Source organism: Escherichia sp. Lx600-2, from assembly GCF_036662595.1.
Taxonomy (GTDB): domain Bacteria; phylum Pseudomonadota; class Gammaproteobacteria; order Enterobacterales; family Enterobacteriaceae; genus Escherichia; species Escherichia coli.
Genome location: NZ_JAYQWM010000037.1, coordinates 18,948 through 43,545 on the forward strand (window position 1 = coordinate 18,948; position 24,598 = coordinate 43,545).

At 50.7% G+C, this 24,598-nt stretch carries 23 protein-coding genes and 1 pseudogene; 15 read left to right on the forward strand and 9 right to left on the reverse strand.

All coding sequences use genetic code 11. From position 1 onward, the window contains the following. The first annotated feature begins 383 nt into the window (after positions 1 to 383). The 9 genes from xthA (at position 384) to ynjE (ending at position 8,731) form a co-directional block, all read left to right on the forward strand. Complete coding sequence (xthA, locus tag OQV04_RS14505; RefSeq protein WP_000673927.1) at positions 384 to 1,190, forward strand: exodeoxyribonuclease III; 807 nt, start codon at positions 384 to 386, stop codon at positions 1,188 to 1,190. A gap of 166 nt (positions 1,191 to 1,356) precedes the next feature. Next, positions 1,357 to 2,067, forward strand: coding sequence for a TVP38/TMEM64 family protein (locus OQV04_RS14510; RefSeq protein WP_247806696.1), 711 nt, complete (start codon positions 1,357 to 1,359; stop codon positions 2,065 to 2,067). 4 nt (positions 2,068 to 2,071) lie between these two features. After that, complete coding sequence (gene ydjY / locus OQV04_RS14515; RefSeq protein ID WP_045177809.1) at positions 2,072 to 2,749, forward strand: lipoprotein YdjY; 678 nt, start codon at positions 2,072 to 2,074, stop codon at positions 2,747 to 2,749. A 15-nt stretch (positions 2,750 to 2,764) separates the two neighbouring features. Further along, positions 2,765 to 3,472, forward strand: coding sequence for a TVP38/TMEM64 family protein (locus tag OQV04_RS14520; RefSeq protein WP_032280996.1), 708 nt, complete (start codon positions 2,765 to 2,767; stop codon positions 3,470 to 3,472). Then, the gene (locus OQV04_RS14525; RefSeq protein ID WP_032280997.1) at positions 3,472 to 4,020 is read left to right on the forward strand and encodes a carboxymuconolactone decarboxylase family protein; all 549 of its coding nucleotides are present in this window, start codon (positions 3,472 to 3,474) and stop codon (positions 4,018 to 4,020) included. Before OQV04_RS14520 ends, OQV04_RS14525 begins: the two co-directional genes overlap by 1 nt. Positions 4,021 to 4,029: 9 nt before the next feature. After that, a complete protein-coding gene (locus OQV04_RS14530; RefSeq protein WP_021577572.1) occupies positions 4,030 to 5,196 on the forward strand; it encodes an ABC transporter substrate-binding protein in 1,167 nt (388 codons plus the stop codon). After that, complete coding sequence (locus tag OQV04_RS14535) at positions 5,169 to 6,704, forward strand: ABC transporter permease subunit (protein ID WP_032280998.1); 1,536 nt, start codon at positions 5,169 to 5,171, stop codon at positions 6,702 to 6,704. The genes OQV04_RS14530 and OQV04_RS14535 overlap by 28 nt, the downstream gene beginning before the upstream one ends. Further along, positions 6,704 to 7,357, forward strand: a complete 654-nt coding sequence (locus tag OQV04_RS14540) for an ATP-binding cassette domain-containing protein (RefSeq protein WP_032280999.1) — start codon at positions 6,704 to 6,706, stop codon at positions 7,355 to 7,357. Before OQV04_RS14535 ends, OQV04_RS14540 begins: the two co-directional genes overlap by 1 nt. 66 nt (positions 7,358 to 7,423) lie before the next feature. Further along, a complete protein-coding gene (ynjE, locus tag OQV04_RS14545) occupies positions 7,424 to 8,731 on the forward strand; it encodes a thiosulfate sulfurtransferase YnjE (protein ID WP_032281000.1) in 1,308 nt (435 codons plus the stop codon). An 8-nt stretch (positions 8,732 to 8,739) separates the two neighbouring features. Here ynjE and OQV04_RS14550 read toward each other — a convergent pair whose 3' ends face one another. Next, on the reverse strand, positions 8,740 to 9,360 hold the full coding sequence (locus OQV04_RS14550) for a CDP-alcohol phosphatidyltransferase family protein (protein ID WP_247806698.1): 621 nt from the start codon (positions 9,358 to 9,360) through the stop codon (positions 8,740 to 8,742). Between the two features lie 86 nt (positions 9,361 to 9,446). Between OQV04_RS14550 and nudG the strand changes: the two genes are divergently transcribed. Continuing rightward, complete coding sequence (gene nudG / locus OQV04_RS14555; RefSeq protein WP_000781877.1) at positions 9,447 to 9,854, forward strand: CTP pyrophosphohydrolase; 408 nt, start codon at positions 9,447 to 9,449, stop codon at positions 9,852 to 9,854. On the opposite strand, the gene OQV04_RS14560 is transcribed toward nudG, so the two are convergent. Beyond that, positions 9,820 to 10,092 (reverse strand): YnjH family protein, encoded by a 273-nt coding sequence (locus OQV04_RS14560; RefSeq protein WP_000085233.1) that lies wholly within the window; start codon positions 10,090 to 10,092, stop codon positions 9,820 to 9,822. The two genes, nudG and OQV04_RS14560, sit on opposite strands and share 35 nt — an antisense overlap. A gap of 235 nt (positions 10,093 to 10,327) precedes the next feature. Here OQV04_RS14560 and gdhA point away from each other — a divergent pair, with 235 nt between their 5' ends. Further along, positions 10,328 to 11,671, forward strand: a complete 1,344-nt coding sequence (gene gdhA / locus OQV04_RS14565; protein WP_000373043.1) for an NADP-specific glutamate dehydrogenase — start codon at positions 10,328 to 10,330, stop codon at positions 11,669 to 11,671. 116 nt (positions 11,672 to 11,787) lie between these two features. On the opposite strand, the pseudogene OQV04_RS14570 reads toward gdhA, so the two are convergent. The 4 genes and pseudogenes from OQV04_RS14570 to OQV04_RS14585 form a co-directional block, all read right to left on the reverse strand. Beyond that, positions 11,788 to 12,827, reverse strand: a pseudogene (locus OQV04_RS14570) (DUF1266 domain-containing protein). A 127-nt stretch (positions 12,828 to 12,954) separates the two neighbouring features. Next, a complete protein-coding gene (gene topB, locus OQV04_RS14575; RefSeq protein WP_032281001.1) occupies positions 12,955 to 14,916 on the reverse strand; it encodes a DNA topoisomerase III in 1,962 nt (653 codons plus the stop codon). Positions 14,917 to 14,920: 4 nt separating this feature from the next. Next, the gene (gene selD, locus OQV04_RS14580; RefSeq protein WP_001298241.1) at positions 14,921 to 15,964 is read right to left on the reverse strand and encodes a selenide, water dikinase SelD; all 1,044 of its coding nucleotides are present in this window, start codon (positions 15,962 to 15,964) and stop codon (positions 14,921 to 14,923) included. A 116-nt stretch (positions 15,965 to 16,080) separates the two neighbouring features. Continuing rightward, positions 16,081 to 16,632 (reverse strand): NAD(P)H nitroreductase, encoded by a 552-nt coding sequence (locus tag OQV04_RS14585; protein ID WP_000339283.1) that lies wholly within the window; start codon positions 16,630 to 16,632, stop codon positions 16,081 to 16,083. 160 nt (positions 16,633 to 16,792) lie between these two features. Between OQV04_RS14585 and sppA the strand changes: the two genes are divergently transcribed. From sppA to pncA, 4 genes are all read left to right on the forward strand, one after another. Continuing rightward, positions 16,793 to 18,649 (forward strand): signal peptide peptidase SppA, encoded by a 1,857-nt coding sequence (gene sppA, locus OQV04_RS14590; protein WP_032281002.1) that lies wholly within the window; start codon positions 16,793 to 16,795, stop codon positions 18,647 to 18,649. A 115-nt stretch (positions 18,650 to 18,764) separates the two neighbouring features. Continuing rightward, positions 18,765 to 19,475, forward strand: a complete 711-nt coding sequence (locus OQV04_RS14595) for an SIMPL domain-containing protein (protein WP_032281004.1) — start codon at positions 18,765 to 18,767, stop codon at positions 19,473 to 19,475. Between the two features lie 131 nt (positions 19,476 to 19,606). Further along, positions 19,607 to 20,623: an asparaginase gene (ansA, locus tag OQV04_RS14600; protein ID WP_001170162.1), complete on the forward strand. Its 1,017-nt coding sequence runs from the start codon at positions 19,607 to 19,609 to the stop codon at positions 20,621 to 20,623. Between the two features lie 10 nt (positions 20,624 to 20,633). Beyond that, positions 20,634 to 21,275, forward strand: coding sequence for a bifunctional nicotinamidase/pyrazinamidase (pncA, locus tag OQV04_RS14605; RefSeq protein ID WP_032281006.1), 642 nt, complete (start codon positions 20,634 to 20,636; stop codon positions 21,273 to 21,275). A 92-nt stretch (positions 21,276 to 21,367) separates the two neighbouring features. Here the strand turns inward: pncA and OQV04_RS14610 are convergent, their stop codons facing one another. The 3 genes from OQV04_RS14610 to OQV04_RS14620 form a co-directional block, all read right to left on the reverse strand. Then, a complete protein-coding gene (locus tag OQV04_RS14610) occupies positions 21,368 to 22,726 on the reverse strand; it encodes an MFS transporter (RefSeq protein ID WP_247806707.1) in 1,359 nt (452 codons plus the stop codon). A 117-nt stretch (positions 22,727 to 22,843) separates the two neighbouring features. Further along, positions 22,844 to 23,602, reverse strand: a complete 759-nt coding sequence (locus OQV04_RS14615; RefSeq protein WP_000719088.1) for a DeoR/GlpR family DNA-binding transcription regulator — start codon at positions 23,600 to 23,602, stop codon at positions 22,844 to 22,846. A gap of 136 nt (positions 23,603 to 23,738) precedes the next feature. Beyond that, positions 23,739 to 24,598: aldo/keto reductase (locus tag OQV04_RS14620; protein WP_247806705.1), on the reverse strand; the 860-nt coding region annotated here is incomplete at its 5' end.

Here is a 24,598-nt window from a genome sequence, read left to right on the forward strand (position 1 = left end):
AAATGTAGATTGCAGGGTTCGTGCCAGCCAGTGATAAAAGTGCATAAACCGCGGAGGCTAACTGGAAATCAAGGAGTTATAACCAAACCATATGCATTTAAAGTGCATATTAAGTGAATACGTTTGCGATGTGGGTGAATAAAAAGAATAAAAAACGCAATGTTATGCAGAAGTAAAATATAATTCTGGAATTGTGATCATTGACGAAATTTACTGGAAATTACTGCGCCATTCTGACGCAGCGCGCACCAAAAGCGGGCATTTTTTGCGCCATCGTTGACATCATTAACAACCATCGATCAAATCACTTAACAACAGGCGGTAAGCAAAGCGAAATTCTGCTACCATCCACGCACTCTTTATCTGAATAAATGGCAGCGACTATGAAATTTGTCTCTTTTAATATCAACGGCCTGCGCGCCAGACCCCACCAGCTTGAAGCCATCGTCGAAAAGCACCAACCGGATGTGATTGGCCTGCAGGAGACAAAAGTTCATGACGATATGTTTCCGCTCGAAGAGGTGGCGAAGCTCGGCTACAACGTGTTTTATCACGGGCAGAAAGGCCATTATGGCGTGGCGCTGCTGACCAAAGAGACGCCGATTGCCGTGCGTCGCGGCTTTCCCGGTGACGACGAAGAGGCGCAGCGGCGGATTATTATGGCGGAAATCCCCTCACCGCTGGGTAATGTCACCGTGATCAACGGTTACTTCCCGCAGGGTGAAAGCCGCGACCATCCGATAAAATTCCCGGCAAAAGCGCAGTTTTATCAGAACCTGCAAAACTACCTGGAAACCGAACTCAAGCGTGAAAATCCGGTGCTGATTATGGGCGATATGAATATCAGTCCTGGCGACCTGGATATTGGCATTGGCGAAGAGAACCGTAAGCGCTGGCTGCGTACCGGAAAATGTTCTTTCCTTCCGGAGGAACGCGAATGGATGGAGAGACTGATGAGCTGGGGATTGGTTGATACCTTCCGCCATGCGAATCCCCAAACAGCAGATCGTTTCTCATGGTTTGATTACCGCTCAAAAGGTTTTGACGATAACCGTGGTCTGCGCATCGACCTGCTGCTCGCCAGCCAACCGCTGGCAGAATGTTGCGTAGAAACCGGCATCGACTATGAAATCCGCAGCATGGAAAAACCGTCCGATCACGCCCCCGTCTGGGCGACCTTCCGCCGCTAATTTAGCAGCTCTCCTGGCTCAAACTGGGTCAGGAGAATTAACCTTGAGAAAAATCAACAAACTGTCAGTAATGATTTGTTGCCTGCCGTCCTTTGTTATACCGTCACTGCGTTTTTAGTTGTCTGACCACTTCTCTATTATCAAGTTTGATATAGGAAACACCACGATGAACGCTGAGCGTAAATTTCTGTTTGCCTGTCTTATTTTTGCGCTGGTCATTTACGCTATCCACGCTTTCGGTTTATTCGATCTGCTCACCGATTTACCCCACTTACAGACACTCATCCGCCAGAGCGGATTGTTCGGTTATAGCCTCTATATTCTGTTATTCATCATTGCCACCCTCTTTCTGTTACCAGGAAGCATACTGGTGATCGCGGGAGGAATAGTTTTTGGCCCGCTCTTAGGGACACTACTCTCATTAATTGCCGCAACGCTGGCCTCCTCGTGCTCATTCCTGCTGGCGCGCTGGCTGGGACGTGATTTACTGCTGAAATACGTTGGCCATAGCCATACCTTCCAGGCCATTGAAAAAGGCATTGCGCGTAATGGTATTGATTTTCTTATTCTGACCAGCTTAATCCCGTTGTTTCCTTACAATATTCAAAATTACGCTTACGGATTAACCACAATCGCCTTCTGGCCTTATACCCTTATTTCGGCACTCACGACCCTGCCCGGTATTGTTATTTATACCGTGATGGCAAGCGATCTCGCCAATGAAGGCATTACGCTGCGCTTTATTTTACAACTCTGTCTGGCGGGCCTGGCGCTGTTTATTCTCGTCCAGCTCGCCAAACTCTACGCCCGACACAAACATGTGGATCTGTCTGCTTCGCGCCGCAACCCACTTACTCACCCAAAAAATGAAGGATAGAACGATGTTGCAACATTATTCAGTGTCATGGAAAAAAGGACTGGCTGCACTCTGCTTACTGGCTGTTGCTGGGCTTAGCGGCTGCGATCAAAAAGAGAATGCGGCGGCAAAAGTGGAATACGACGGACTTTCGAACAGCCAACCGCTGCGCGTCGATGCCAATAACCATACGGTAACCATGCTGGTGCAAATTAATGGTCGTTTCCTCACCGACGACACTCGTCACGGTATTGTGTTTAAAGATGGCTCCAACGGACATAAATCGCTGTTTATGGGTTATGCGACCCCGAAAGCATTTTATGAAGCCCTGAAAGAGGCAGGTGGTACACCGGGCGAAAACATGACGATGGATAATAAAGAAACGACTCATGTCACGGGCAGCAAACTGGATATTTCGGTCAACTGGCAAGGGGCGGCAAAAACGTATTCCTTCGATGAAGTGATTGTTGACAGTAATGGCAAGAAACTGGACATGCGCTTTGGCGGTAATTTAACGGCAGCAGAAGAGAAGAAAACGGGTTGCCTGGTATGTCTGGATAGCTGCCCAGTCGGTATCGTCAGCAATGCGACATACACTTATGGTGCGGTCGAAAAACGCAGCGAAGTGAAATTCAAAGGTAATGCGTCGGTTCTCCCGGCCGATAACACGCTGGCAACGGTTACCTTTAAAATCGCCGAATAACAACCTTGATTAAGGATGATGAAGATGCAATCGCGTAAAATCTGGTACTACCGTGCCACCATCATCATCCTGTTGTTCGCTACGCTGCTTGCATGGGCGCTGCTTCCGGGCGTCCATGATTTTATCAATCACAGCGTTGCGGCGTTTGCCGCTGTGGACCAACAGGGTATTGAACGTTTTATTCAGTCTTACGGCACGCAGGCGGCTGTCGTCTCATTCTTTTTGATGATTTTGCAGGCCATTGCCGCGCCGCTACCCGCATTCTTGATTACTTTTGCTAACGCATCACTTTTTGGCGCATTCTGGGGCGGCGTGCTGTCGTGGACCAGTTCTATGGCTGGCGCGGCGCTATGCTTCTTTATCGCCAGAATAATGGGCCGTGAAGTGGTGGAAAAGTTAACAGGCAAAACGGTACTCGACAGCATGGACGGCTTTTTTACCCGCTACGGCAAACACACCATTCTGGTATGTCGGTTATTGCCTTTTGTCCCTTTCGATCCAATCAGCTATGCTGCCGGTTTGACTTCAATACGTTTTCGCCAGTTTTTTATCGCCACCGGGCTCGGTCAGTTACCGGCGACCATTGTCTATTCCTGGGCGGGTAGCATGTTAACGGGTGGTGCATTCTGGTTTGTCACCGGACTGTTTATTCTGTTTGCCCTGACCGTGGTGATTTTTATGGCGAAAAAAGTATGGCTTGAACGCCAGAAGAGGAATGCCTGATGGGGTTACCACCGCTTAGCAAAATTCCTTTAATTTTACGCCCGCAGGCGTGGCTGCATCGTCGCCATTACGGTGAGGTGCTAAGTCCAATTCGCTGGTGGGGGCGAATTCCGTTTATCTTTTATCTGGTGTCGATGTTTGTCGGTTGGCTGGAGCGCAAACGCTCACCGCTCGATCCAGTGGTGCGATCGCTTGTCAGCGCGCGTATTGCGCAAATGTGCTTGTGTGAGTTTTGCGTGGATATCACCAGTATGAAAGTCGCCGAGCGTACCGGCAGCACCGATAAACTGCTGGCAGTGGCTGACTGGCGGCAAAGCCCGCTCTTCAGCGACGAAGAGCGGCTGGCGCTGGAGTACGCCGAAGCCGCCAGCGTTACGCCGCCAACTGTGGATGATGCCCTGCGCACCCGACTGGCTACACATTTTGACGCTCAGGCACTCACCGAGCTTACGGCTTTGATCGGCTTACAAAACCTGTCGGCTCGTTTTAATTCTGCCATGGACATTCCTGCCCAGGGGCTGTGCCGACTTCCTGAAAAACGTTCTTAAGGAGAGATGATGCGCCATTATGTGTGGTTGCTGGGAATGTTATCGCTGTTTTCTTTGACAACGCATGCCAGCGACTGGCAGGAAATTAAAAACGAAGCCAAAGGGGAAACCGTCTGGTTTAACGCCTGGGGCGGCGACACCGCGATTAATCGCTATCTCGACTGGGTTAGCGGTGAGATGAAAACGCATTACGATATAAACCTGAAGATTGTTCGTCTGGCGGATGCCGCAGACGCGGTGAAGCGCATTCAGACCGAAGCTGCTGCCGGACGTAAAACGGGCGGCTCGGTGGATCTGCTCTGGGTGAACGGCGAAAACTTCCGCACCTTAAAAGAGGCCAAGTTATTACAAACGGGCTGGGCGGAGACTCTGCCCAACTGGCGCTATGTCGACACACAGCTGCCGGTGCAGGAAGATTTTTCAGTGCCTACAGAAGGGGCTGAATCGCCCTGGGGGGGCGCACAACTGACATTTATCGCCCGCCGCGATGTTACGCCACAGCCACCACAAACGCCGCAAGCCTTACTGGAGTTTGCTAAAGCCAATCCCGGCACGGTTACCTATCCGCGCCCACCGGACTTTACCGGCACGGCGTTTCTTGAACAGTTGCTGATTATGCTGACGCCCGATCCCGCCGCATTAAAAGAAGCGCCGGACGATGCAACTTTCGCCCGTGTCACTGCTCCCTTGTGGCAATATCTTGATGCGCTGCATCCGTATTTGTGGCGCGAAGGAAAGGATTTCCCGCCTTCGCCCGCGCGGATGGATGCTCTGCTGAAAGCCGGAACATTGCGCCTGTCGCTGACCTTTAACCCCGCGCATGCGCAGCAAAAAATCGCCAGCGGCGATTTGCCTGCAAGCAGTTACAGTTTTGGCTTTCGTGAGGGGATGATTGGCAACGTGCATTTCGTCACCATTCCTGCCAACGCGAATGCCAGTGCTGCGGCGAAGGTAGTTGCCAATTTCTTGCTCTCACCCGATGCGCAATTGCGTAAAGCAGATCCCGCTGTCTGGGGCGATCCTTCTGTTCTCGATCCGCAAAAACTGCCTGATGGGCAGCGCGAAACATTGCAATCAAGAATGCCGCAAGATCTGCCGCCGGTACTGGCTGAACCGCACGCAGGTTGGGTAAATGCGCTGGAACAAGAATGGCTACACCGTTACGGTACGCATTAATCTTTTTGCTGTGGGCGATGGTGGCGGTGATTTATGCACCGCTGATCCCGGCAGCTCTCACGCTGATATCGCCTGCTTTGTCGTTGACACACTGGCAGGCGTTATTTGCCGATCCACAGTTACCGCAGGCATTACTGGCAACGCTGGTGTCGACAACCATCGCGGCGGTCGGGGCGTTGTTGATTGCCCTGCTGGTGATTGTGGCGCTGTGGCCTGGGCCGAAATGGCAGCGTATGTGCACCCGTCTGCCGTGGCTGCTCGCCATTCCCCATGTGGCTTTTGCCACCAGCGCCCTTCTGCTCTTTGCTGACGGAGGGCTGCTTTATGACTATTTCCCGTATTTCACTCCGCCAATGGACAAATTGGGTATTGGGCTGGGCTTCACGCTGGCGGTGAAAGAAAGCGCATTTCTGCTGTGGATCTTAGCAGCAGTATTGAGCGAAAAACGGCTGTTGCAGCAGGTCATTGTGCTGGATTCGCTGGGCTACAGCCGCTGGCAATGCCTGAACTGGCTGCTGTTGCCCTCTGTCGCGCCTGCGCTGGCAATGGCGATGCTGGCGATTGTCGCCTGGTCGCTGTCGGTCGTGGATGTGGCGATTATTCTTGGGCCAGGTAATCCACCGACGCTGGCAGTAATTAGCTGGCAGTGGTTAACTCAGGGCGACGCCGATCAACAAACGAAAGGCGCACTCGCCAGCCTGCTGCTGATGTTGTTACTCGCCGCCTACGTTTTGCTAGGCTATCTGCTATGGTGTACCTGGCGGCGTACTATTCCCCGCGTAGATGGCGTTCGTAAGCCTGCCACGCCTTTATTGCCAGGCATTACGCTGGCGAGTTTTTTACCCTTGACCGGTGTGCTGTGTGTGGTTCTGCTGGCGATCCTCGCGGATCAGTCGACGATCAATAGTGAAGCGCTCATCAACAGCCTGACAATGGGGCTGGTGGCGACATTCATCGCTTTGCTCCTGTTACTGCTGTGGCTGGAATGGGGGCCACAGCGTCGCCAGTTGTGGCTATGGTTGCCCATTTTATTACCCGCTCTGCCACTGGTGGCGGGCCAGTACACGCTGGCGCTATGGCTGAACCTGGATAGGAGCTGGACGGCGGTGGTCTGGGGGCATCTGCTGTGGGTAATTCCGTGGATGCTGTTTATCCTGCAACCCGCCTGGCAGCGCATTGATTCACGGTTAATTTTGATTGCACAAACACTGGGCTGGTCGCGGGCCAAAATCTTCTTTTACGTGAAATGCCCACTCATGTTGCGCCCTACGCTGATTGCCTTCGCGGTGGGATTTTCAGTCAGTATTGCGCAGTATATGCCGACGCTGTGGCTGGGCGCGGGGCGTTTTCCGACGCTCACCACTGAGGCGGTGGCATTAAGCAGCGGCGGCAGCAACGGTATTCTCGCCGCCCAGGCTTTATGGCAACTGCTATTACCGCTTATTATTTTTGCCCTGACCGCGTTAGTCGCAAAATGGGTAGGTTATGTCAGACAAGGACTCCGCTAATGCTCTGCGTGAAAAATGTTTCGCTACGTTTACCAGAAAGTTGCTTGCTGACAAACGTTAACTTTACGGTGGATAAAGGTGACATTGTCACGTTAATGGGGCCGTCTGGCTGTGGAAAATCCACTCTGTTTTCATGGATGATTGGTGCACTGGCTGGACAGTTTTCTTGTACAGGTGAGCTATGGCTCAATGAGCAACGGATTGACATGCTACCCACCGCACAGCGTCAGATTGGCATTCTTTTTCAGGATGCACTGTTATTTGACCAGTTCAGTGTCGGGCAAAATTTACTGCTGGCGCTACCGGCGACACTTAAGGGGAATGCCCGACGTAATGCCGTGAATGATGCACTTGAGCGTTCAGGCCTTGACGGAGCTTTCCATCAGGATCCTGCCACTTTGTCTGGCGGTCAGCGAGCGCGCGTTGCTCTGCTTCGCGCCCTTCTCGCTCAGCCAAAAGCGTTGCTACTGGATGAGCCATTCAGCCGTCTTGATGTGGCTCTGCGTGATAATTTTCGCCAGTGGGTGTTCAGCGAAGTTCGCGAACTGGCGATCCCCGTCGTTCAGGTAACGCACGATCTCCAGGATGTTCCTGCTGATAGTTCTGTTCTGGATATGGCGCAGTGGTCAGAAAATTACAACAAACTGCAATAACGCAAAGTTTTTCTCAATGCGTCAGTTCAGAATGGCGCACTCAAAACTACAATGTCGGGATTTTCGATGAAACGTGTTTCTCAAATGACCGCGCTGGCAATGGCTTTAGGGCTGGCTTGCGCTTCTTCGTGGGCCGCTGAACTGGCGAAGCCTCTTACACTTGACCAGCTTCAACAACAAAATGGCAAAGCGATAGATACTCGCCCCAGCGCGTTTTATAACGGCTGGCCACAAACCTTAAATGGCCCTTCTGGTCATGAACCTGCCGCCTTAAACCTCTCTGCTAGCTGGCTTGACAAAATGAGCACCGAACAGCTCAACGCGTGGATCAAGCAACATAACCTGAGAGCCGATGCCCCGGTGGCGCTGTACGGTAATGGCAAAGATGTCGACGCCGTCAAAACGCGACTGCAAAAAGCAGGTTTTACGCATATCTCCATTCTGAGTGACGCGCTAAGCGAACCTTCCCGTCTGCAAAAACTGCCGCATTTTGAGCAGCTGGTTTATCCGCAATGGCTGCATGACCTGCAACAAGGTAAAGAGGTTACGGCGAAACCTGCCGGTGACTGGAAAGTCATTGAAGCGGCCTGGGGCACTCCTAAGCTTTACCTTATCAGCCATATTCCCGGCGCTGACTACATCGATACCAACGAAGTGGAAAGCGAACCGCTGTGGAACAAAGTTTCTGATGAACAACTAAAAGCGATGCTGGCAAAACACGGCATTCGCCATGACACCACGGTCATTCTGTACGGGCGTGACGTATACGCTGCAGCGCGTGTGGCGCAGATTATGCTGTATGCAGGCGTGAAAGATGTGCGCCTGCTGGATGGCGGCTGGCAAACCTGGTCCGACGCGGGTCTGCCCGTTGAGCGCGGTACGCCACCGAAAGTGAAAGCGGAACCGGATTTCGGCGTGAAGATCCCGGCGCAACCGCAGTTGATGCTCGATATGGAACAGGCCCGTGGACTGCTGCATCGCCAGGATGCATCGCTGGTGAGCATTCGTTCGTGGCCAGAATTTATCGGTACGACCAGCGGTTACAGCTATATTAAACCAAAAGGTGAAATAGCCGGAGCACGTTGGGGACACGCTGGTAGCGACTCGACGCATATGGAAGATTTCCATAACCCGGATGGCACCATGCGTAGCGCCGATGATATTACCGCTATGTGGAAAGCATGGAATATCAAACCAGATCAGCAAGTTTCATTCTACTGCGGCACCGGCTGGCGCGCGTCCGAAACCTTTATGTACGCACGAGCAATGGGCTGGAATAACGTCTCCGTTTACGACGGCGGCTGGTACGAATGGAGCAGCGATCCAAAAAATCCGGTAGCAACCGGTGAACGCGGCCCGGACAGCAGCAAATAACATTGCAATTACTGACGCTGGAGCGACTTCAGCGTCAGATACCCACTCCACACCCGCGTAAAGGTCGTCATCCAGCACAACGCACCGAAGATCCACGCAAACCACGCAAACCATGCAGGGAATAAACATCCCAGCACAAACAGTAAGATCGTTTCTGTGCCTTCGGTTAATCCCCCCAGATAATAAAACGATTTATGCGCATAACCGGGATTATCAATATGATGTTTCGCCGCCAGCGCAGCAAAAGCGAGAAAACTGCTACCCGTGCCGATAAACGCAAACAGCAGCCAGCCGCCTGCCAGGGCGTTTTGCTGCGGTGCGGCGAGGATAAACCCAAAAGGCACCAGCGCGTAAAAAAGAAAATCGAGAGAAATATCAAGAAAGCCGCCCGCGTCGGTAAGCCCTCTGCGCCGCGCCAGCGCACCGTCCAGACCATCAAGCAGCCTGTTCAACAAAATGACGACTAGCGCCGCCAGATACCAGCCCAGCGCCAGAAACGGCAGAGCCAGCACGCCGATGGCAAATCCCACTAATGTTAAACCATCTGGCGTAATGCCCGGTTTATCAAGAACCCGCACGCACTGATGCAACAACGGTTTAATCCGGGGATGAAGATGGCGGTCTAGCACAGGCACTCCTTAAATATAAAGCCTTTCTGATTGAGCAACAGTGCGGATATTATGGCATTTTTCGCTTATCTGCCCGTGTGTAATTTATGAAAATGATTGAAGTTGTTGCCGCCATCATTGAACGTGATGGCAAAATTTTACTCGCGCAACGCCCCGCCCAGAGCGATCAGGCGGGATTATGGGAGTTTGCCGGTGGTAAAGTCGAGCTGGATGAAAGCCAGCAGCAGGCGCTGGTGCGTGAGTTAAACGAAGAATTGGGCATCGAAGCAACTGTGGGTGAGTATGTTGCCAGCCATCAGCGAGAAGTTTCGGGCCGGATTATCCATCTTCATGCCTGGCACGTACCCGACTTCCACGGGACGTTACAGGCACATGAACATCAGGCGCTGGTCTGGTGCTCACCTGAAGAGGCGCTGCAATATCCGCTGGCCCCTGCTGACATTCCATTATTAGAGGCGTTTATGGCTTTACGCGCCGCCAGACCAGCGGATTAGTGCTAAGGGTTTTGTCATCCCGCTGGCATTGCAGCAGTATTCCCTCGGCTTTAATTACCGCGCCTTCAGAATAATTTTTATCCTGATAAACGCAGCACTGAGTACAGGGCTGCGCTGATTGCCCGCCTGAACTGAACACTTCTGGCGGTACGTTTACCTCCACGTCCGGACGATAATGCGGGTTAGCCAGTGCAATTAATGGAAATGCTAATACTACGGCGAACAATGCTCGACTCACAGGGAACTCCTTAACGTTATTGTCTCTGCTACTGATAACGGTAGCCGGGTGGCAAAACTTTAGCGTCTGAGTTATCGCATTTGGTTATGAGATTACTCTCGTTATTAATTTGCTTTCCTGGGTCATTTTTTTCTTGCTTACCGTCACATTCTTGATGGTATAGTCGAAAACTGCAAAAGCACATGACATAAACAACATAAGCGCAATCATATTAATATATAAGGGTTTTATATCTATGGATCAGACATATTCTCTGGAGTCATTCCTCAACCATGTCCAAAAGCGCGACCCGAATCAAACCGAGTTCGCGCAAGCCGTTCGTGAAGTAATGACCACACTCTGGCCTTTTCTTGAACAAAATCCAAAATATCGCCAGATGTCATTACTGGAGCGTCTGGTTGAACCGGAGCGCGTGATCCAGTTTCGCGTGGTATGGGTTGATGATCGCAATCAGGTACAGGTCAACCGTGCATGGCGTGTGCAGTTCAGCTCTGCCATCGGCCCGTACAAAGGCGGTATGCGCTTCCATCCGTCAGTTAACCTCTCCATTCTCAAATTCCTCGGCTTCGAGCAAACCTTTAAAAATGCCCTGACTACCCTGCCGATGGGCGGTGGTAAAGGCGGCAGCGATTTCGATCCGAAAGGAAAAAGCGAAGGTGAAGTGATGCGTTTTTGCCAGGCGCTGATGACTGAACTGTATCGCCACCTGGGCGCGGATACCGACGTTCCGGCAGGTGATATCGGGGTTGGTGGTCGTGAAGTCGGCTTTATGGCGGGGATGATGAAAAAGCTCTCCAACAATACCGCCTGCGTCTTCACCGGTAAGGGCCTTTCATTTGGCGGTAGTCTTATTCGCCCGGAAGCTACCGGCTACGGTCTGGTTTATTTCACAGAAGCAATGCTAAAACGCCACGGTATGGGTTTTGAAGGGATGCGCGTTTCCGTTTCTGGCTCCGGCAACGTCGCCCAGTACGCTATCGAAAAAGCGATGGAATTTGGTGCTCGTGTGATCACTGCGTCAGACTCCAGCGGCACTGTAGTTGATGAAAGCGGATTCACGAAAGAGAAACTGGCACGTCTTATCGAAATCAAAGCCAGCCGCGATGGTCGAGTGGCAGATTACGCCAAAGAATTTGGTCTGGTCTATCTCGAAGGCCAACAGCCGTGGTCTGTACCGGTTGATATCGCCCTGCCTTGCGCTACCCAGAACGAACTGGATGTTGACGCCGCGCATCAGCTTATCGCCAATGGCGTTAAAGCCGTCGCCGAAGGGGCAAATATGCCGACCACCATCGAAGCGACTGAACTGTTCCAGCAGGCAGGCGTACTGTTTGCACCGGGTAAAGCGGCTAATGCTGGCGGTGTAGCAACGTCAGGCCTGGAAATGGCACAAAACGCTGCGCGCCTGGGCTGGAAAGCCGAGAAAGTTGACGCACGTTTGCATCACATCATGCTGGATATCCACCATGCCTGTGTTGAGCATGGTGGTGAAGGTGAGCAAACAAACTACGTGCAGGGCGCGAACATTGCCGGTTTTGTGAAGGTTGCCGATGCGATGCTGGCGCAGGGTGTGATTTAAGTTGTAAATGCCTGATGGCGCTACGCTTATCAGGCCTACAAATGGGCACAATTCATTGCAGTTACGCTCTAATGTAGGCCGGGCAAGCGCAGCGCCCCCGGCAAAATTTCAGGCGTTTATGAGTATTTAACGGATGATGCTCCCCAGGGAACATTTCTTATGGGCCAACGGCATTTCTTACTGTAGTGCTCCCAAAACTGCTTGTCGTAACGATAACACGCTTCAAGTTCAGCATCCGTTAACTTTCTGCGATAGCAGCAGATATGCCAGTAAAGAAATCCCATTAGACTATTTTTTTGATAATCTTCTTCGCTTTCGAACAACTCGTGCGCCTTTCGAGAAGCAAGCATTATATAATGCCAGGCCAGTTCTTCTTCAATTGTCCCGTTTTGAAAAGCTGTGCTTGATATCGAGATCATCCATGATAATTCCGCCGCCCATATTAGCTTCGCCGAGGATTTACCGGAGCTATGATTAGCGCAATCAGAGATATAGTCTGAGGGAAAACAGCAAATTTATTCAACAAGGCGATAACCTGCTCTGGGGCTTCCTCCATGTTTGCTTTAAAGGTATTGGCTCCATGGTCGCCAGAAAGAAAATGCTCCATTAAGGCACAATAACTTTCGCTATCTTCGATACCCCATTGATCCTCTAAAGACTCGCGTCTTTTACTTATGATATCGATCGAGTCAAAAGGAAGCACATGATATTGGAAGGTATCTTTGCCAGGTTCAGGCTTTCGCGGCCAGAACTCCAGCGTTTCAGACCATTGCTTATGATAGAATCGATAAGGTGCGATCAATTGTAGCGCCTGTAATTTCTCGATACTGAGCGGCTCAATACCTTTAGCCTGATAATAATGCAGCTGTTCTTTTTTTGCTTTAAAACCGGCCCGAACAATAAGCCCCATCATAATTAATAGATAAAGAAAAGAGCATCCCGCGGTAATCAGGCCTCTTTCATTCAAACCTTTGGATGTTATCGCTGCGAATACAAACATTACAGCGACAACACATGTTAAATACCCCCCCCACTTACAAAGCAGCATGGCCTTATTTTCTTTAATCATCCGTTCAAAATTACTATTAAATATTTCCCAGCCATTAAAAGAATACTTCTCGCTCCCAGGATGGTTTTGTAATAAAACTTTTTTCATCACATTCCCTGTTATTACATACTTTAGAGGCGATAATTTTATCCATGCAAAAAAAATATCCAACGAATTTTCTTGATCCGCTGGATATTTCAGAATATGACTCGAATAGCACGAAAGATTCGCTCGCTTACGCTATCGCCCCGCTTCCGGCTTCATCTGCTGGCGGACTTTTTTTCGCACTACGTTTACGCGGTGTAGCCTTTTTCTTATCAGCACTGCCACCACTGCCCGGAGCCACAATGCCGCGAAACTGCCGCACCGGAGTACGTTTGGCTTGATCAATAAGCTGATATAGCGTCCCCACCAGCGGCTGCATAAAGTCCTGATAGCGACACTGCTTTTCGCTGATTTGCGTCAGCACCGATTCCCAGTGCGCGGTCATGTCCGGTCGCGTAGCCATTTCTGGCAGCGAATGGAATAGCGCTTTTCCGGCGTCGGTGGAGTGGATATAGCGCCCTTTTTTGGTGAGGAAACCACGCTTGAACAACAGTTCAATAATCCCGGCACGCGTTGCTTCTGTCCCCAGACCATCGGTCGCACGAAGGATCTTTTTCAGATCTTTGTCCTGCACAAAGCGCGCGATCCCGGTCATCGCCGAAAGCAGTGTTGCATCGGTAAAATGGCGAGGCGGCTGGGTTTGCCGCTCTACCACTTCACCTTTTTCACACAGCAACTCATCGCCTTTCGCCACCACAGGCAATGGCGTACCGTCGTTTTCTTCATCGCGCTCTTTGCTGCCTAACAGCGTGCGCCAGCCTGCTTCAGCAAGAAAACGGGCTTTAGCGACAAATTTGCCTTTGGCAATGTCCAGTTCGATAACACACTTGCGGAACACCGCATCCGGGCAGAACTGCATCAGATACTGACGGGCAATCAGGTTATAGACCTTCGCTTCGTTCTCCGTCAGGTTGATCGCAGAACTCCGTGCGGTCGGAATGATGGCGTGGTGCGCATCGACCTTTTTGTCATCCCAACAGCGGTTGCGTATATCTGGATCTACCACTGGCTGCGGCAACAGATCCGGTGCATGAACGCTGATGGCATTCATCACCGCGTGGCGTCCGGCAAAATGTTCTTCTGGCAAATAGCGACAATCGGAACGCGGATAAGTGATTAGCTTGTGTGTTTCGTACAGCTTCTGGCAGATATCAAGCACGTTCTGCGCACTCAGACCAAAACGTTTTGCCGCTTCAATCTGCAACGTCGAAAGCGAAAAAGGCAGCGGCGCGGATTCTGATTCCCGTTTATCGTTATAGCTGGTGACAATAGCCGGTTGACCACTAATGCGGTTAACCACATGCTCCGCCAGTGGACGATGTAACAAGCGCCCTTCTTCATCCTGGTACGGTTCACACGCTTCGCTCGGTTGCCAGATAGCGGTAAACCGCTCATCGGCAGGTGTCACGATATGTGCTTTGACTTCAAAGAAGTCTTTCGCCACGAAGTTTTCAATCTCTTCATCGCGGCGCACCACCAGCCCAAGCACGGGCGTCTGCACGCGTCCCACGGAAAGCACGCCCTGATAACCGGCATTGCGACCGAGAATGGTATACGCACGGGTCATATTGATGCCGTACAGCCAGTCGGCACGCGCTCGCGCCAGCGCAGAAACGCACAGCGGTACAAACTCACTGTTGGAACGAAGACGGTCGATCGCCCGCTCAACCGCCTGCGGGTTCAGGTCGCTTATCAAGCAACGCTGCACCTGCTGGCGCTTTTCCGGTGCCAGTTGTAGATAGTCCAGCACTTCATCCACCAGCAGTTGCCCTTCGCGATCCGGGTCCCCGGCGTGAACGATTTCGCTGGCTTCATGCAGGTACCGTTTGATGACGTTAAGTTGTTTGGTCACGGAGGGTCGGGGCTGTAATTGCCACTTTTCCGGGACAATCGGCAAATCCGCAAGATTCCAGCGCGCATAGCGGCTGTCGTAGGCGTCTGGCTGCGCCTGCTCAAGCAGGTGACCGATACACCAGGTCACCACCTGACCATTACCGCACTCGATAAAGCCATCGCCTTTACGGTGCGGTTTGGGCAGGACATCAGCAATGGCGCGCGCCAGACTCGGTTTTTCGGCAATAAACAACCGCATTGAATTAACGGATCTCAACCATGGCACGACCGCCGCGCGCTGGCACCAGTTCGCCAATCGCCGTCAGTTCAATGCCAAACTCGGCGGCTGTAGCTTTAACCTCATTTTCTGCTTCCGGCATGACCGCCAGCAGCAAACCGCCAGAAGTTTGCGGATCGCACAGCAAATCGCGCACTTCACGCGGCATTTCACCCATCAGATGACCGTAGCTGGCAAAGTTACGTTCGGTGCCGCCAGGCACTGCACCCAACTTAATGTACTCTTCAACCCCCGGCAATTTCGGGATCGCGTCATAGTCAACGCGCGCCTGCACACCTGCGCCCTGACACATTTCGCTCAAATGCCCCAGCAGGCCAAAGCCCGTTACGTCGGTCATCGCTTTTACGCCTTCAATGTTGGCAAAGGACGCGCCTGCGATGTTCATCCGGCACATCACTTCCGTCGCCAGTCCCTGATGTTCTGGTTTCAGCAGTGATTTTTTCTCAGCCGTGGTAAGAACGCCGATCCCCAGCGGTTTCGTCAGGAACAGTTTACATCCGGCTTGTGCGGTACTGTTTTTCTTCACCCGCTCGGTCGGTACGATCCCCGTCACCGCCAAACCAAAAATCGGCTCCGGCGCATCGATGGAGTGACCGCCAGCCAGCGCAATACCCGCCTGACGACATGCATAGCGTCCACCTTCAGTCACTTCGCGGGCAATTTCCGGGGAAAGTTTGTTAATCGGCCAGCCGAGGATCGCAATCGCCATAATCGGTTTGCCCCCCATCGCGAAGATATCGCTGATGGCGTTAGTCGCCGCAATGCGGCCAAAATCGAAAGGATTATCAACGATCGGCATAAAGAAGTCGGTGGTACTGATAACGCTGGTGCCATTGCCCAGATCGTACACCGCCGCATCGTCGCGGGTTTCATTACCCACAAGCAAATTCGGATCAACAAACTTCGCCTGCTCACTGTGCAGGATGGTTTCCAACACTTTTGGGGAAATTTTACAGCCGCAACCAGCTCCGTGGCTGTATTGGGTCAAACGAATCGAGTTCTCGCTCATGGACATCTCCTGTCAATGCAATCCGGGTATGGTAACCCTCATTCCGTGAAGTGATAAGTGAGAGTGTCTGAATTCCTGCGCCTTTGCTCACAATCCAGACAGTTTCGCGACAATTATCAGAAATAAGTGACAAACGGCGTCGGGTCCGGGACGTTTATCGACGTAGATGCTTTCAGCTGCGGCGTGCCGAGGTAGAGAAAACCGACAATTTTATCCTGCTCACGGCAACCGAATGCTTCACGCACTACCGGACTTTCAGTTAATGCGCCACTGCGCCAGATGCCGCCAAACCCCTGGGCAACGGCTGCCATTTGCATCGCCATGACCGCGCATCCGGCAGACATTTCCTGTTCCCATCGCGGGACTTTATGATTTTCTTCGCATTTCGCCACCACCGTGATGATGAGCGGTGCGCGGAACGGCGCATTACGGGCTTTGTCGATAGCTTTGTCATCACTACCGGCAGCAATCGCCCCCTGTTCCAGTACGGCGCTGAAACGCTCGCGCCCTTCCCCTTCAATCACAAAAAAATGCCACGGTTGCATGGACTTATGGTCCGGCGCACGCATACCCGCACGCAGGATGTTTTGCAGTTGTTCACCCGTTGGCGCGGGTTCAGCCAGGCGGGAGGCGCTACGGCGATTGATCAATAGTTCGAGTGCATCCATTTGATTAACTCCTGTCATGATATTTATTCACAAAATTAACACGAGAGTGGATTTTGTTACAGCACAGTCCGCAATTCCTGCTGACAAGTGCCGGTTGGGTCATTACGATAACCACATCTATTGCGCCTGTGACAGGTGTGACCTTAAGTTGGGAGAATACATGCGAACCCTTTGGCGATTTATTGCCGGATTTTTTAAATGGACGTGGCGTCTGCTGAATTTCGTCCGTGAAATGGTACTTAACCTGTTCTTTATTTTTCTCGTGCTGGTTGGTGTGGGGATCTGGATGCAGGTCAGTGGTGGTGATTCGAAAGAAACGGCCAGTCGTGGTGCACTGCTGCTGGACATTTCTGGTGTAATCGTCGATAAACCCGACAGTTCTCAGCGGTTTAGTAAATTAAGCCGCCAACTACTTGGTGCCAGTTCCGATCGTCTGCAGGAAAACTCACTGTTTGATATCGTCAACACCATTCGCCAGGCGAAGGACGACCGCAATATCACCGGTATCGTGATGGATCTGAAAAACTTCGCAGGCGGCGACCTGCCGTCTATGCAGTACATCGGCAAAGCCCTGAAAGAGTTTCGTGACAGCGGGAAACCGGTTTATGCCGTTGGCGAGAACTACAGCCAGGGGCAATATTATCTCGCCAGTTTCGCCAATAAAATTTGGCTGTCACCGCAAGGCGTGGTGGATTTGCACGGTTTTGCTACCAACGGTCTGTACTACAAATCGTTGCTGGATAAGCTGAAAGTTTCCACCCATGTGTTCCGCGTGGGTACGTATAAATCTGCCGTTGAACCGTTTATTCGTGATGACATGTCACCGGCAGCCCGCGAAGCTGACAGCCGCTGGATTGGTGAGCTGTGGCAAAACTATCTGAATACTGTTGCCGCTAACCGGCAGATCCCTGCTCAGCAGGTATTCCCTGGCGCGCAAGGGTTGCTTGAGGGTTTAACCAAAACCGGTGGCGATACCGCGAAATATGCACTGGAAAACAAGCTGGTCGATGCACTGGCATCGAGTGCGGAAATCGAAAAAGCACTGACCAAAGAGTTCGGCTGGAGTAAGACTGATAAAAATTATCGCGCCATCAGTTATTACGATTACGCATTGAAAACGCCGGCAGATACCGGTGACAGCATCGGTGTCGTCTTCGCTAATGGCGCAATTATGGATGGCGAGGAAACTCAGGGGAATGTTGGCGGTGATACCACTGCGGCACAAATCCGCGACGCTCGCCTTGACCCGAAAGTGAAAGCGATTGTCCTGCGTGTTAATAGCCCAGGCGGCAGCGTTACCGCGTCTGAAGTGATTCGCGCTGAACTGGCAGCAGCCCGGGCAGCGGGTAAGCCTGTGGTTGTATCGATGGGCGGCATGGCGGCATCTGGTGGTTACTGGATTTCCACGCCAGCTAATTACATTGTGGCTAACCCCAGCACCCTGACCGGTTCTATTGGTATCTTCGGCGTGATCACCACCGTAGAAAATAGTCTGGATTCGATTGGTGTTCATACTGATGGTGTCTCAACTTCACCGCTGGCAGATGTTTCTATCACCAGGGCACTGCCGCCGGAAGCGCAGCAGATGATGCAGTTAAGCATTGAGAATGGCTATAAACGCTTTATTACGCTGGTTGCTGATGCGCGTCATTCGACGCCGGAGCAGATTGATAAAATCGCCCAGGGCCACGTCTGGACCGGTCAGGACGCAAAAGCTAACGGGCTGGTCGATAGTCTCGGGGATTTCGATGATGCGGTCGCCAAAGCAGCAGAGCTGGCAAAAGTGAAACAGTGGCATCTGGAATACTACGTTGATGAACCGACCTTCTTCGACAAAGTGATGGACAACATGTCTGGTTCTGTCCGGGCAATGTTGCCAGATGCGTTCCAGGCCATGTTACCTGCACCGCTTGCCTCGGTAGCCTCTACCGTTAAAAGTGAAAGTGACAAGCTGGCCGCGTTTAACGACCCACAAAACCGTTATGCGTTTTGCCTGACCTGCGCCAACGTGCGTTAAATCCTGCAAAAATGTGGTCGATATGCTGTCGGCCACACTCCTGAATCGGACTGTCTTTCACTCCCTCTCTCCACTACATTCCCTTGCTCATTTAGCATCTGATATGGAGTCATCAGTGAACAAGGCCCCCTCTTTAATTGCCGCTATCGTCCTCGGACTGGGGATTAGCGCCTGTGGTTATTTTGTTGGTGATGGTGTTAAACATTTAAAAACCAACAACCGTTATGTGAATGTGCGCGGGCTTTCTGAAAAAGAAGTTCGCGCAGATACGGCAGAATTAACAATTGCGATTAACTTTAAGGGTAATGTTCCCGGCGAACTGTTCCCGAAACTGGAAGACGCGCAGAAAAAAATTGTTGCCGAACTCAATGCTCAGGGGATTAACGAGAAAGAGATAATCCTGGGCCAATGGACAAGCAAGCGAACTGATTCCTTCTATCTGAAAGATGATCCCACAATGCCACGCTATAACGCAGACGGGTCAGTGACGATAAAAACCCATAATGTTGCTGCTGTCGAAAAAGTCGTCGCGAAATTAAACGAACTGCAAGTCGCTACGGATGGCGCTATCGCTGAGAGCAAAGTCGCCTATCGCTTTAATGGTATTGGCGCACTGCGCGCTGAGATGATTGCTGCCGCCACCAAAGATGCACGCAACGCCGCACTACAATTTGCAACGGACTCAGGTAGCCAGGTGGGGTCAATTAGCGATGCCTCACAAGGCGTATTCCAGATCTTTGCCAGTGGCAGTGATGAAGATGATCCTACGGCGATTAATAAAACGGTACGCGTAGTCACGACCGTAACCTATGCGTTGCAGGATTAACCACTTTTCTCCGGCGGGACACTAATCCCTCCGTCCTGCCGGACTTTTCTCATATCCACAGAGTATCCAGGTGCGCTCGCTGCCCCTCACGTATATACTTTTGCTCTTTCGATATCATTCATATCAATATCATGCAAAAGAAATCAATTTACGTTGCCTACACGGGCGGGACCATCGGGATGCAGCGTTCCGAGCAGGGTTATATACCGGTGTCAGGTCATCTACAACGCCAACTGGCGCTGATGCCGGAATTCCATCGCCCGGAGATGCCAGATTTCACCATTCATGAATATACGCCGCTGATGGATTCTTCAGATATGACGCCGGAAGACTGGCAGCATATTGCTGAAGATATTAAAGCGCACTATGACGACTATGATGGTTTTGTCATTCTGCACGGCACCGATACGATGGCATATACCGCCTCTGCGCTGTCGTTCATGCTCGAAAATCTCGGTAAACCGGTCATTGTGACAGGGTCACAAATCCCGCTGGCTGAGTTACGCTCTGACGGACAAATTAATCTGCTGAATGCGTTGTACGTTGCGGCGAATTATCCGATCAACGAAGTAACGCTCTTTTTCAATAACCGATTGTATCGCGGCAACCGCACTACCAAAGCCCATGCCGATGGTTTTGATGCGTTTGCCTCTCCAAACCTTCCTCCGTTACTGGAAGCAGGTATCCATATTCGTCGTTTGAATACGCCACCAGCCCCGCACGGTGAAGGGGAATTGATCGTTCATCCAATCACGCCACAACCAATTGGCGTAGTGACGATTTATCCGGGGATTTCTGCTGACGTCGTGCGCAATTTTCTGCGCCAACCGGTGAAAGCATTGATTCTGCGCTCATATGGCGTGGGTAATGCGCCACAAAACAAAGCCTTCCTGCAGGAATTACAAGAAGCCAGCGATCGCGGTATTGTGGTGGTCAACCTGACACAATGTATGTCCGGTAAAGTGAATATGGGTGGTTATGCCACCGGTAACGCCCTCGCCCATGCTGGCGTTATTGGCGGTGCAGATATGACTGTAGAAGCCACGCTAACCAAACTGCATTACCTGCTTAGCCAGGAACTGGATACTGAAACCATTCGCAAGGCCATGAGCCAAAACCTGCGCGGCGAACTGACGCCGGATGATTAAGGAGACTGCAATGCCCCCTCGCGCCCTGTTACTGGTCGATTTACAAAATGATTTCTGTGCTGGTGGCGCGCTCGCCGTGCCGGAAGGTGACAGTACGGTGGATGTCGCTAACCGCCTGATTGACTGGTGCCAGTCGCGCGGTGAAGCGGTTATCGCCAGTCAGGACTGGCACCCGGCGAATCACGGCAGTTTTGCCAGCCAGCACGGTGTAGAGCCTTATACGCCAGGCCAACTCGACGGTTTGCCACAAACCTTCTGGCCAGATCACTGTGTGCAGAACAGTGAAGGCGCACAATTACATCCGTTACTGAACCAAAAAGCGATCGCAGCGGTGTTCCATAAAGGCGAAAATCCTTTAGTTGACAGTTACAGTGCCTTTTTTGATAACGGCCGTCGGCAGAAAACCTTTCTCGATGACTGGTTACGCGATCATGAAATCGATGAATTGATCGTTATGGGCCTGGCTACTGACTATTGCGTGAAGTTTACCGTGCTGGACGCGTTACAGTTAGGTTATAAGGTAAACGTGATTACCGATGGTTGTCGTGGCGTGAATATCCAGCCCCAGGACAGTGCGCACGCGTTTATGGAGATGTCAGCAGCTGGGGCAACGCTATATACGCTGGCAGACTGGGAAGAGACGCAGGGGTAATTTTACGCTGGCCTACAATTCTGTACTGGCATTGTAGGCCAAATAAAACACGTCAGTGGCACATCTGGCAATTGATGCCATCAACGAAAGATTTAATTCACCTCAGAAATCTCTTCCAACGACACCTTCCGCGTTTCGATGCCAAAAATGGAGAGAACCAGCGCACAGAGCAATAACATGACACCAAGTACCATAAACACCGTGATCGACCCATAATGTGTTAATAATGCCGCAACGCCATAGGGCGTGAAGACTGCGACGATCCGTCCGACGGCATTAACGAAACCCGAACCGCGCAGGCGTAAATGCGTTGGCCAAAGCTCCGGGATATAAACCGCCGACGCGAAGCAAACATACATGTATAAAAAGAAGATCATCACCAGGCCATAGATTAAAATCGCCCACTCTGTAGTCTGAATTGAATAGATATAGCCTAACACGGCAATAATAATAAGTAAGGTGGAGCCAAATAACCGACGAGGAAAATGATCAATAATTAATGCCGCAATAAATATTCCTACCGGAGCGCCAATCATAATAACAGCGGTCATTAATATTGATTTATCGACATCAATGCCGGAGTTAACAAATATGGTCGGTATCCATACGGTGATGGTATAAAGCGAAATGTTCATTGCAATTAAAACAGTAATCGCGACTAATGTACGTCGTAACATTTCACCTTTAAACAGGAGCCAGAAAGTACCCTTGATTACTTTAACCTTGCTGTTGCTCTGATACGAAGTAAGCGGGGGTAAACGAATACTCTTCTCTCTTTCAATTTGCTGCTCTACTTCACGAAGTTGGCTTTCTGCACCTGCGATTTGCCCTTTCCCTGCCAGCCATCGTGGCGACTCAATAAAGTATTTACCTGAAAGAAACCAGGCTAACAGTATGCCAATACCACCCAGCAGAAACATTATCCGCCAACTAAAAAAAGCGATAACCACCACACCTATCGCCGCAGACAGCATGGGCGACCAGTTACCAACAAATGAGAGCCGCGCGGACCATTTTCCACGCACCGTCGCGGGGATAAACTCCGTAAATGAGGCATAGCCAACCATAATCAGCGCCCCCATTCCTGTTCCCATCAGGAAGCGAAAGAAGATGAGCCAGTACATATCAGGGACAAAAGCGGCCCCTGTTGCAGCAATACCGACGATGAGAAGATTTATGCGAAACGCCCTGCGCCGCCAAAAGTAATCACCGATGAACCCACCGGTAAGAGAGCCGATGAAATAACCAAACATTAATGCCGAGGTAAAGGCGGCATTGAGGAAATTATTTGACCATCCATTGCTTACCAGCTTTGCTAAGACGACATTACCGGAGTAACTCAAAAACCCTGTTAATAACAGACTAAAGCTTATAATACCAAATATACGATAATGAAACCGGGCCAAAGGCAAGCGGTCCAGTCTTGCGCCAATTTGATCATATTGTTCCATTGGGTGCCTCGGATTTGCTAAAAAAGGTAGCAATTGCGGCAAATTCACTTGCCGCATCTTTATCATCATTTTATTTCCAGGCGCAGGAACAAATAATATTGACAACGTGTGCTTAAATTACCACACCAGCTGGATATTATTGTCTTTGCAAAATGCTATCCACTCTGCACCCGGTGATTTATCAGTTATTATGTAATTAATATGACTAAAGTCAGCTAACTGGACAAAAGCTTTGCGATCAAACTTAGAGTGATCAACCAATAACGCAACTTCTGTCGCCTGACGGATCATTGTCTTTTTGATTTCAGCTTCCGCTTCATTAGAGTCCAGCGCGCCGCTGTTAATATCAAGACCTTTACAACTCATTACCATGATATCGACATGGTAGCGGCTGATGATCTCTTTAGTAATTCTTCCTTGCAGTGAAAGTGTATTTTTGTTTAGTTCCCCACCCGTTGAAACGACTTTAATTTCTGACTGAGCCAGAACATGAATCGCTTCCGCCGAGTTGGTTAGCAACGTCAGGTCACTACGGTCCTGTAACAATTTGAGCAATTCCATTACGGTACTACTGGAATCGGCTGCCATGGTGGTTTTATTGTCGATAAAGGGTAGTGCCTTGCGTGCAATAAGCTGCTTCTCTTCATAAAACGATGAAGCGCGCTTATAAAAATGGATATTCTCCGTCAACATCGCTGTATTTAAAACAGCACCACCATAGGTTCTGGTCAAAAAGCCTTCATCTTCCAGCTTCTCAAGATCGCGGCGAATGGTTTCTTCGGTTACCTGAAAAATCCCACTCAAATTTGAGACTGTCACCTTTTTATCGTTGGCAACCATTTGCTTAATTGCCTGAATCCTGTCTTTTGCCGCCACGATTACACCCCTGTATCTTTTTACATCACATTAGCGCGATTATCGCATAACCGATGTTTACTTTCAAAATAACCTGTTTGAATCACAGATTTTCATCACAGTTTTCACAGAAACAGAGGTGAATCGTGTTGAGTATTTAACGCTCCAGGGCCTCTGCCATTTCCCTCATCAATGTTGCGTCTGCATCCGATAAGTTGATATTCAGTGCTGCGACATTTTCGCGTACCTGTTCCGGTGCAGTAGCCCCACTAAGAATGGAGATTAAATCACTCTGTTTTAATATCCACGCCAGTGCCAGAGTGGGAATTGTGCACTGATAACGAGCACAAAGTGGCTGCCACTGTTCAAGCATATCAATCACTTTCAGCATGTTTTCACGCTGGAACCAGACTTTATTTGCCCGAGCGCCGCCCGGAACGTAATCACGAGTGATGGTGCCGGTCAACAATCCCTGCTCTAGCGGGGAATAAACCTGAACCACAATGCCATTATCACGACATAGCGGCAGCAGTTCGTTTTCCATTGCCCGGTCGAGGATACTGTATTTCGCCTGAATAATATCCAGTTCACCATATTGCAGATACTCGCGGATATGGTCAGCATCGACGTTAGCAGCGCCTATAGCGCGAATTTTCCCTTCAGCCTTTAACTCATTAAGCACTGCGACAGTTTCAGCGATCGGCGTATAAAATGGCGGCACCGACTGCCAGTGCGTCATGTAGATATCGATGTAATCAATACCCAGACGTTGCAAGCTGGCTTCTACCTCTTCGCGGATAGATTCCGGGGAAAGGTTTTTATACAACTGCCGATCGCCAACTTTGTTGAATAAACTTCCTTTTCGTTCCCAGACAATGCCGCATTTGGTTTCTACTACAACCTGTTCACGGGGCAGTTTTTTTAACGCCTGACCGACGATAAGGTGATGCTGCCAACTTACTGATTTAGTGTATGATGGTGTTTTTGAGGTGCTCCAGTGGCTTCTGTTTCTATCAG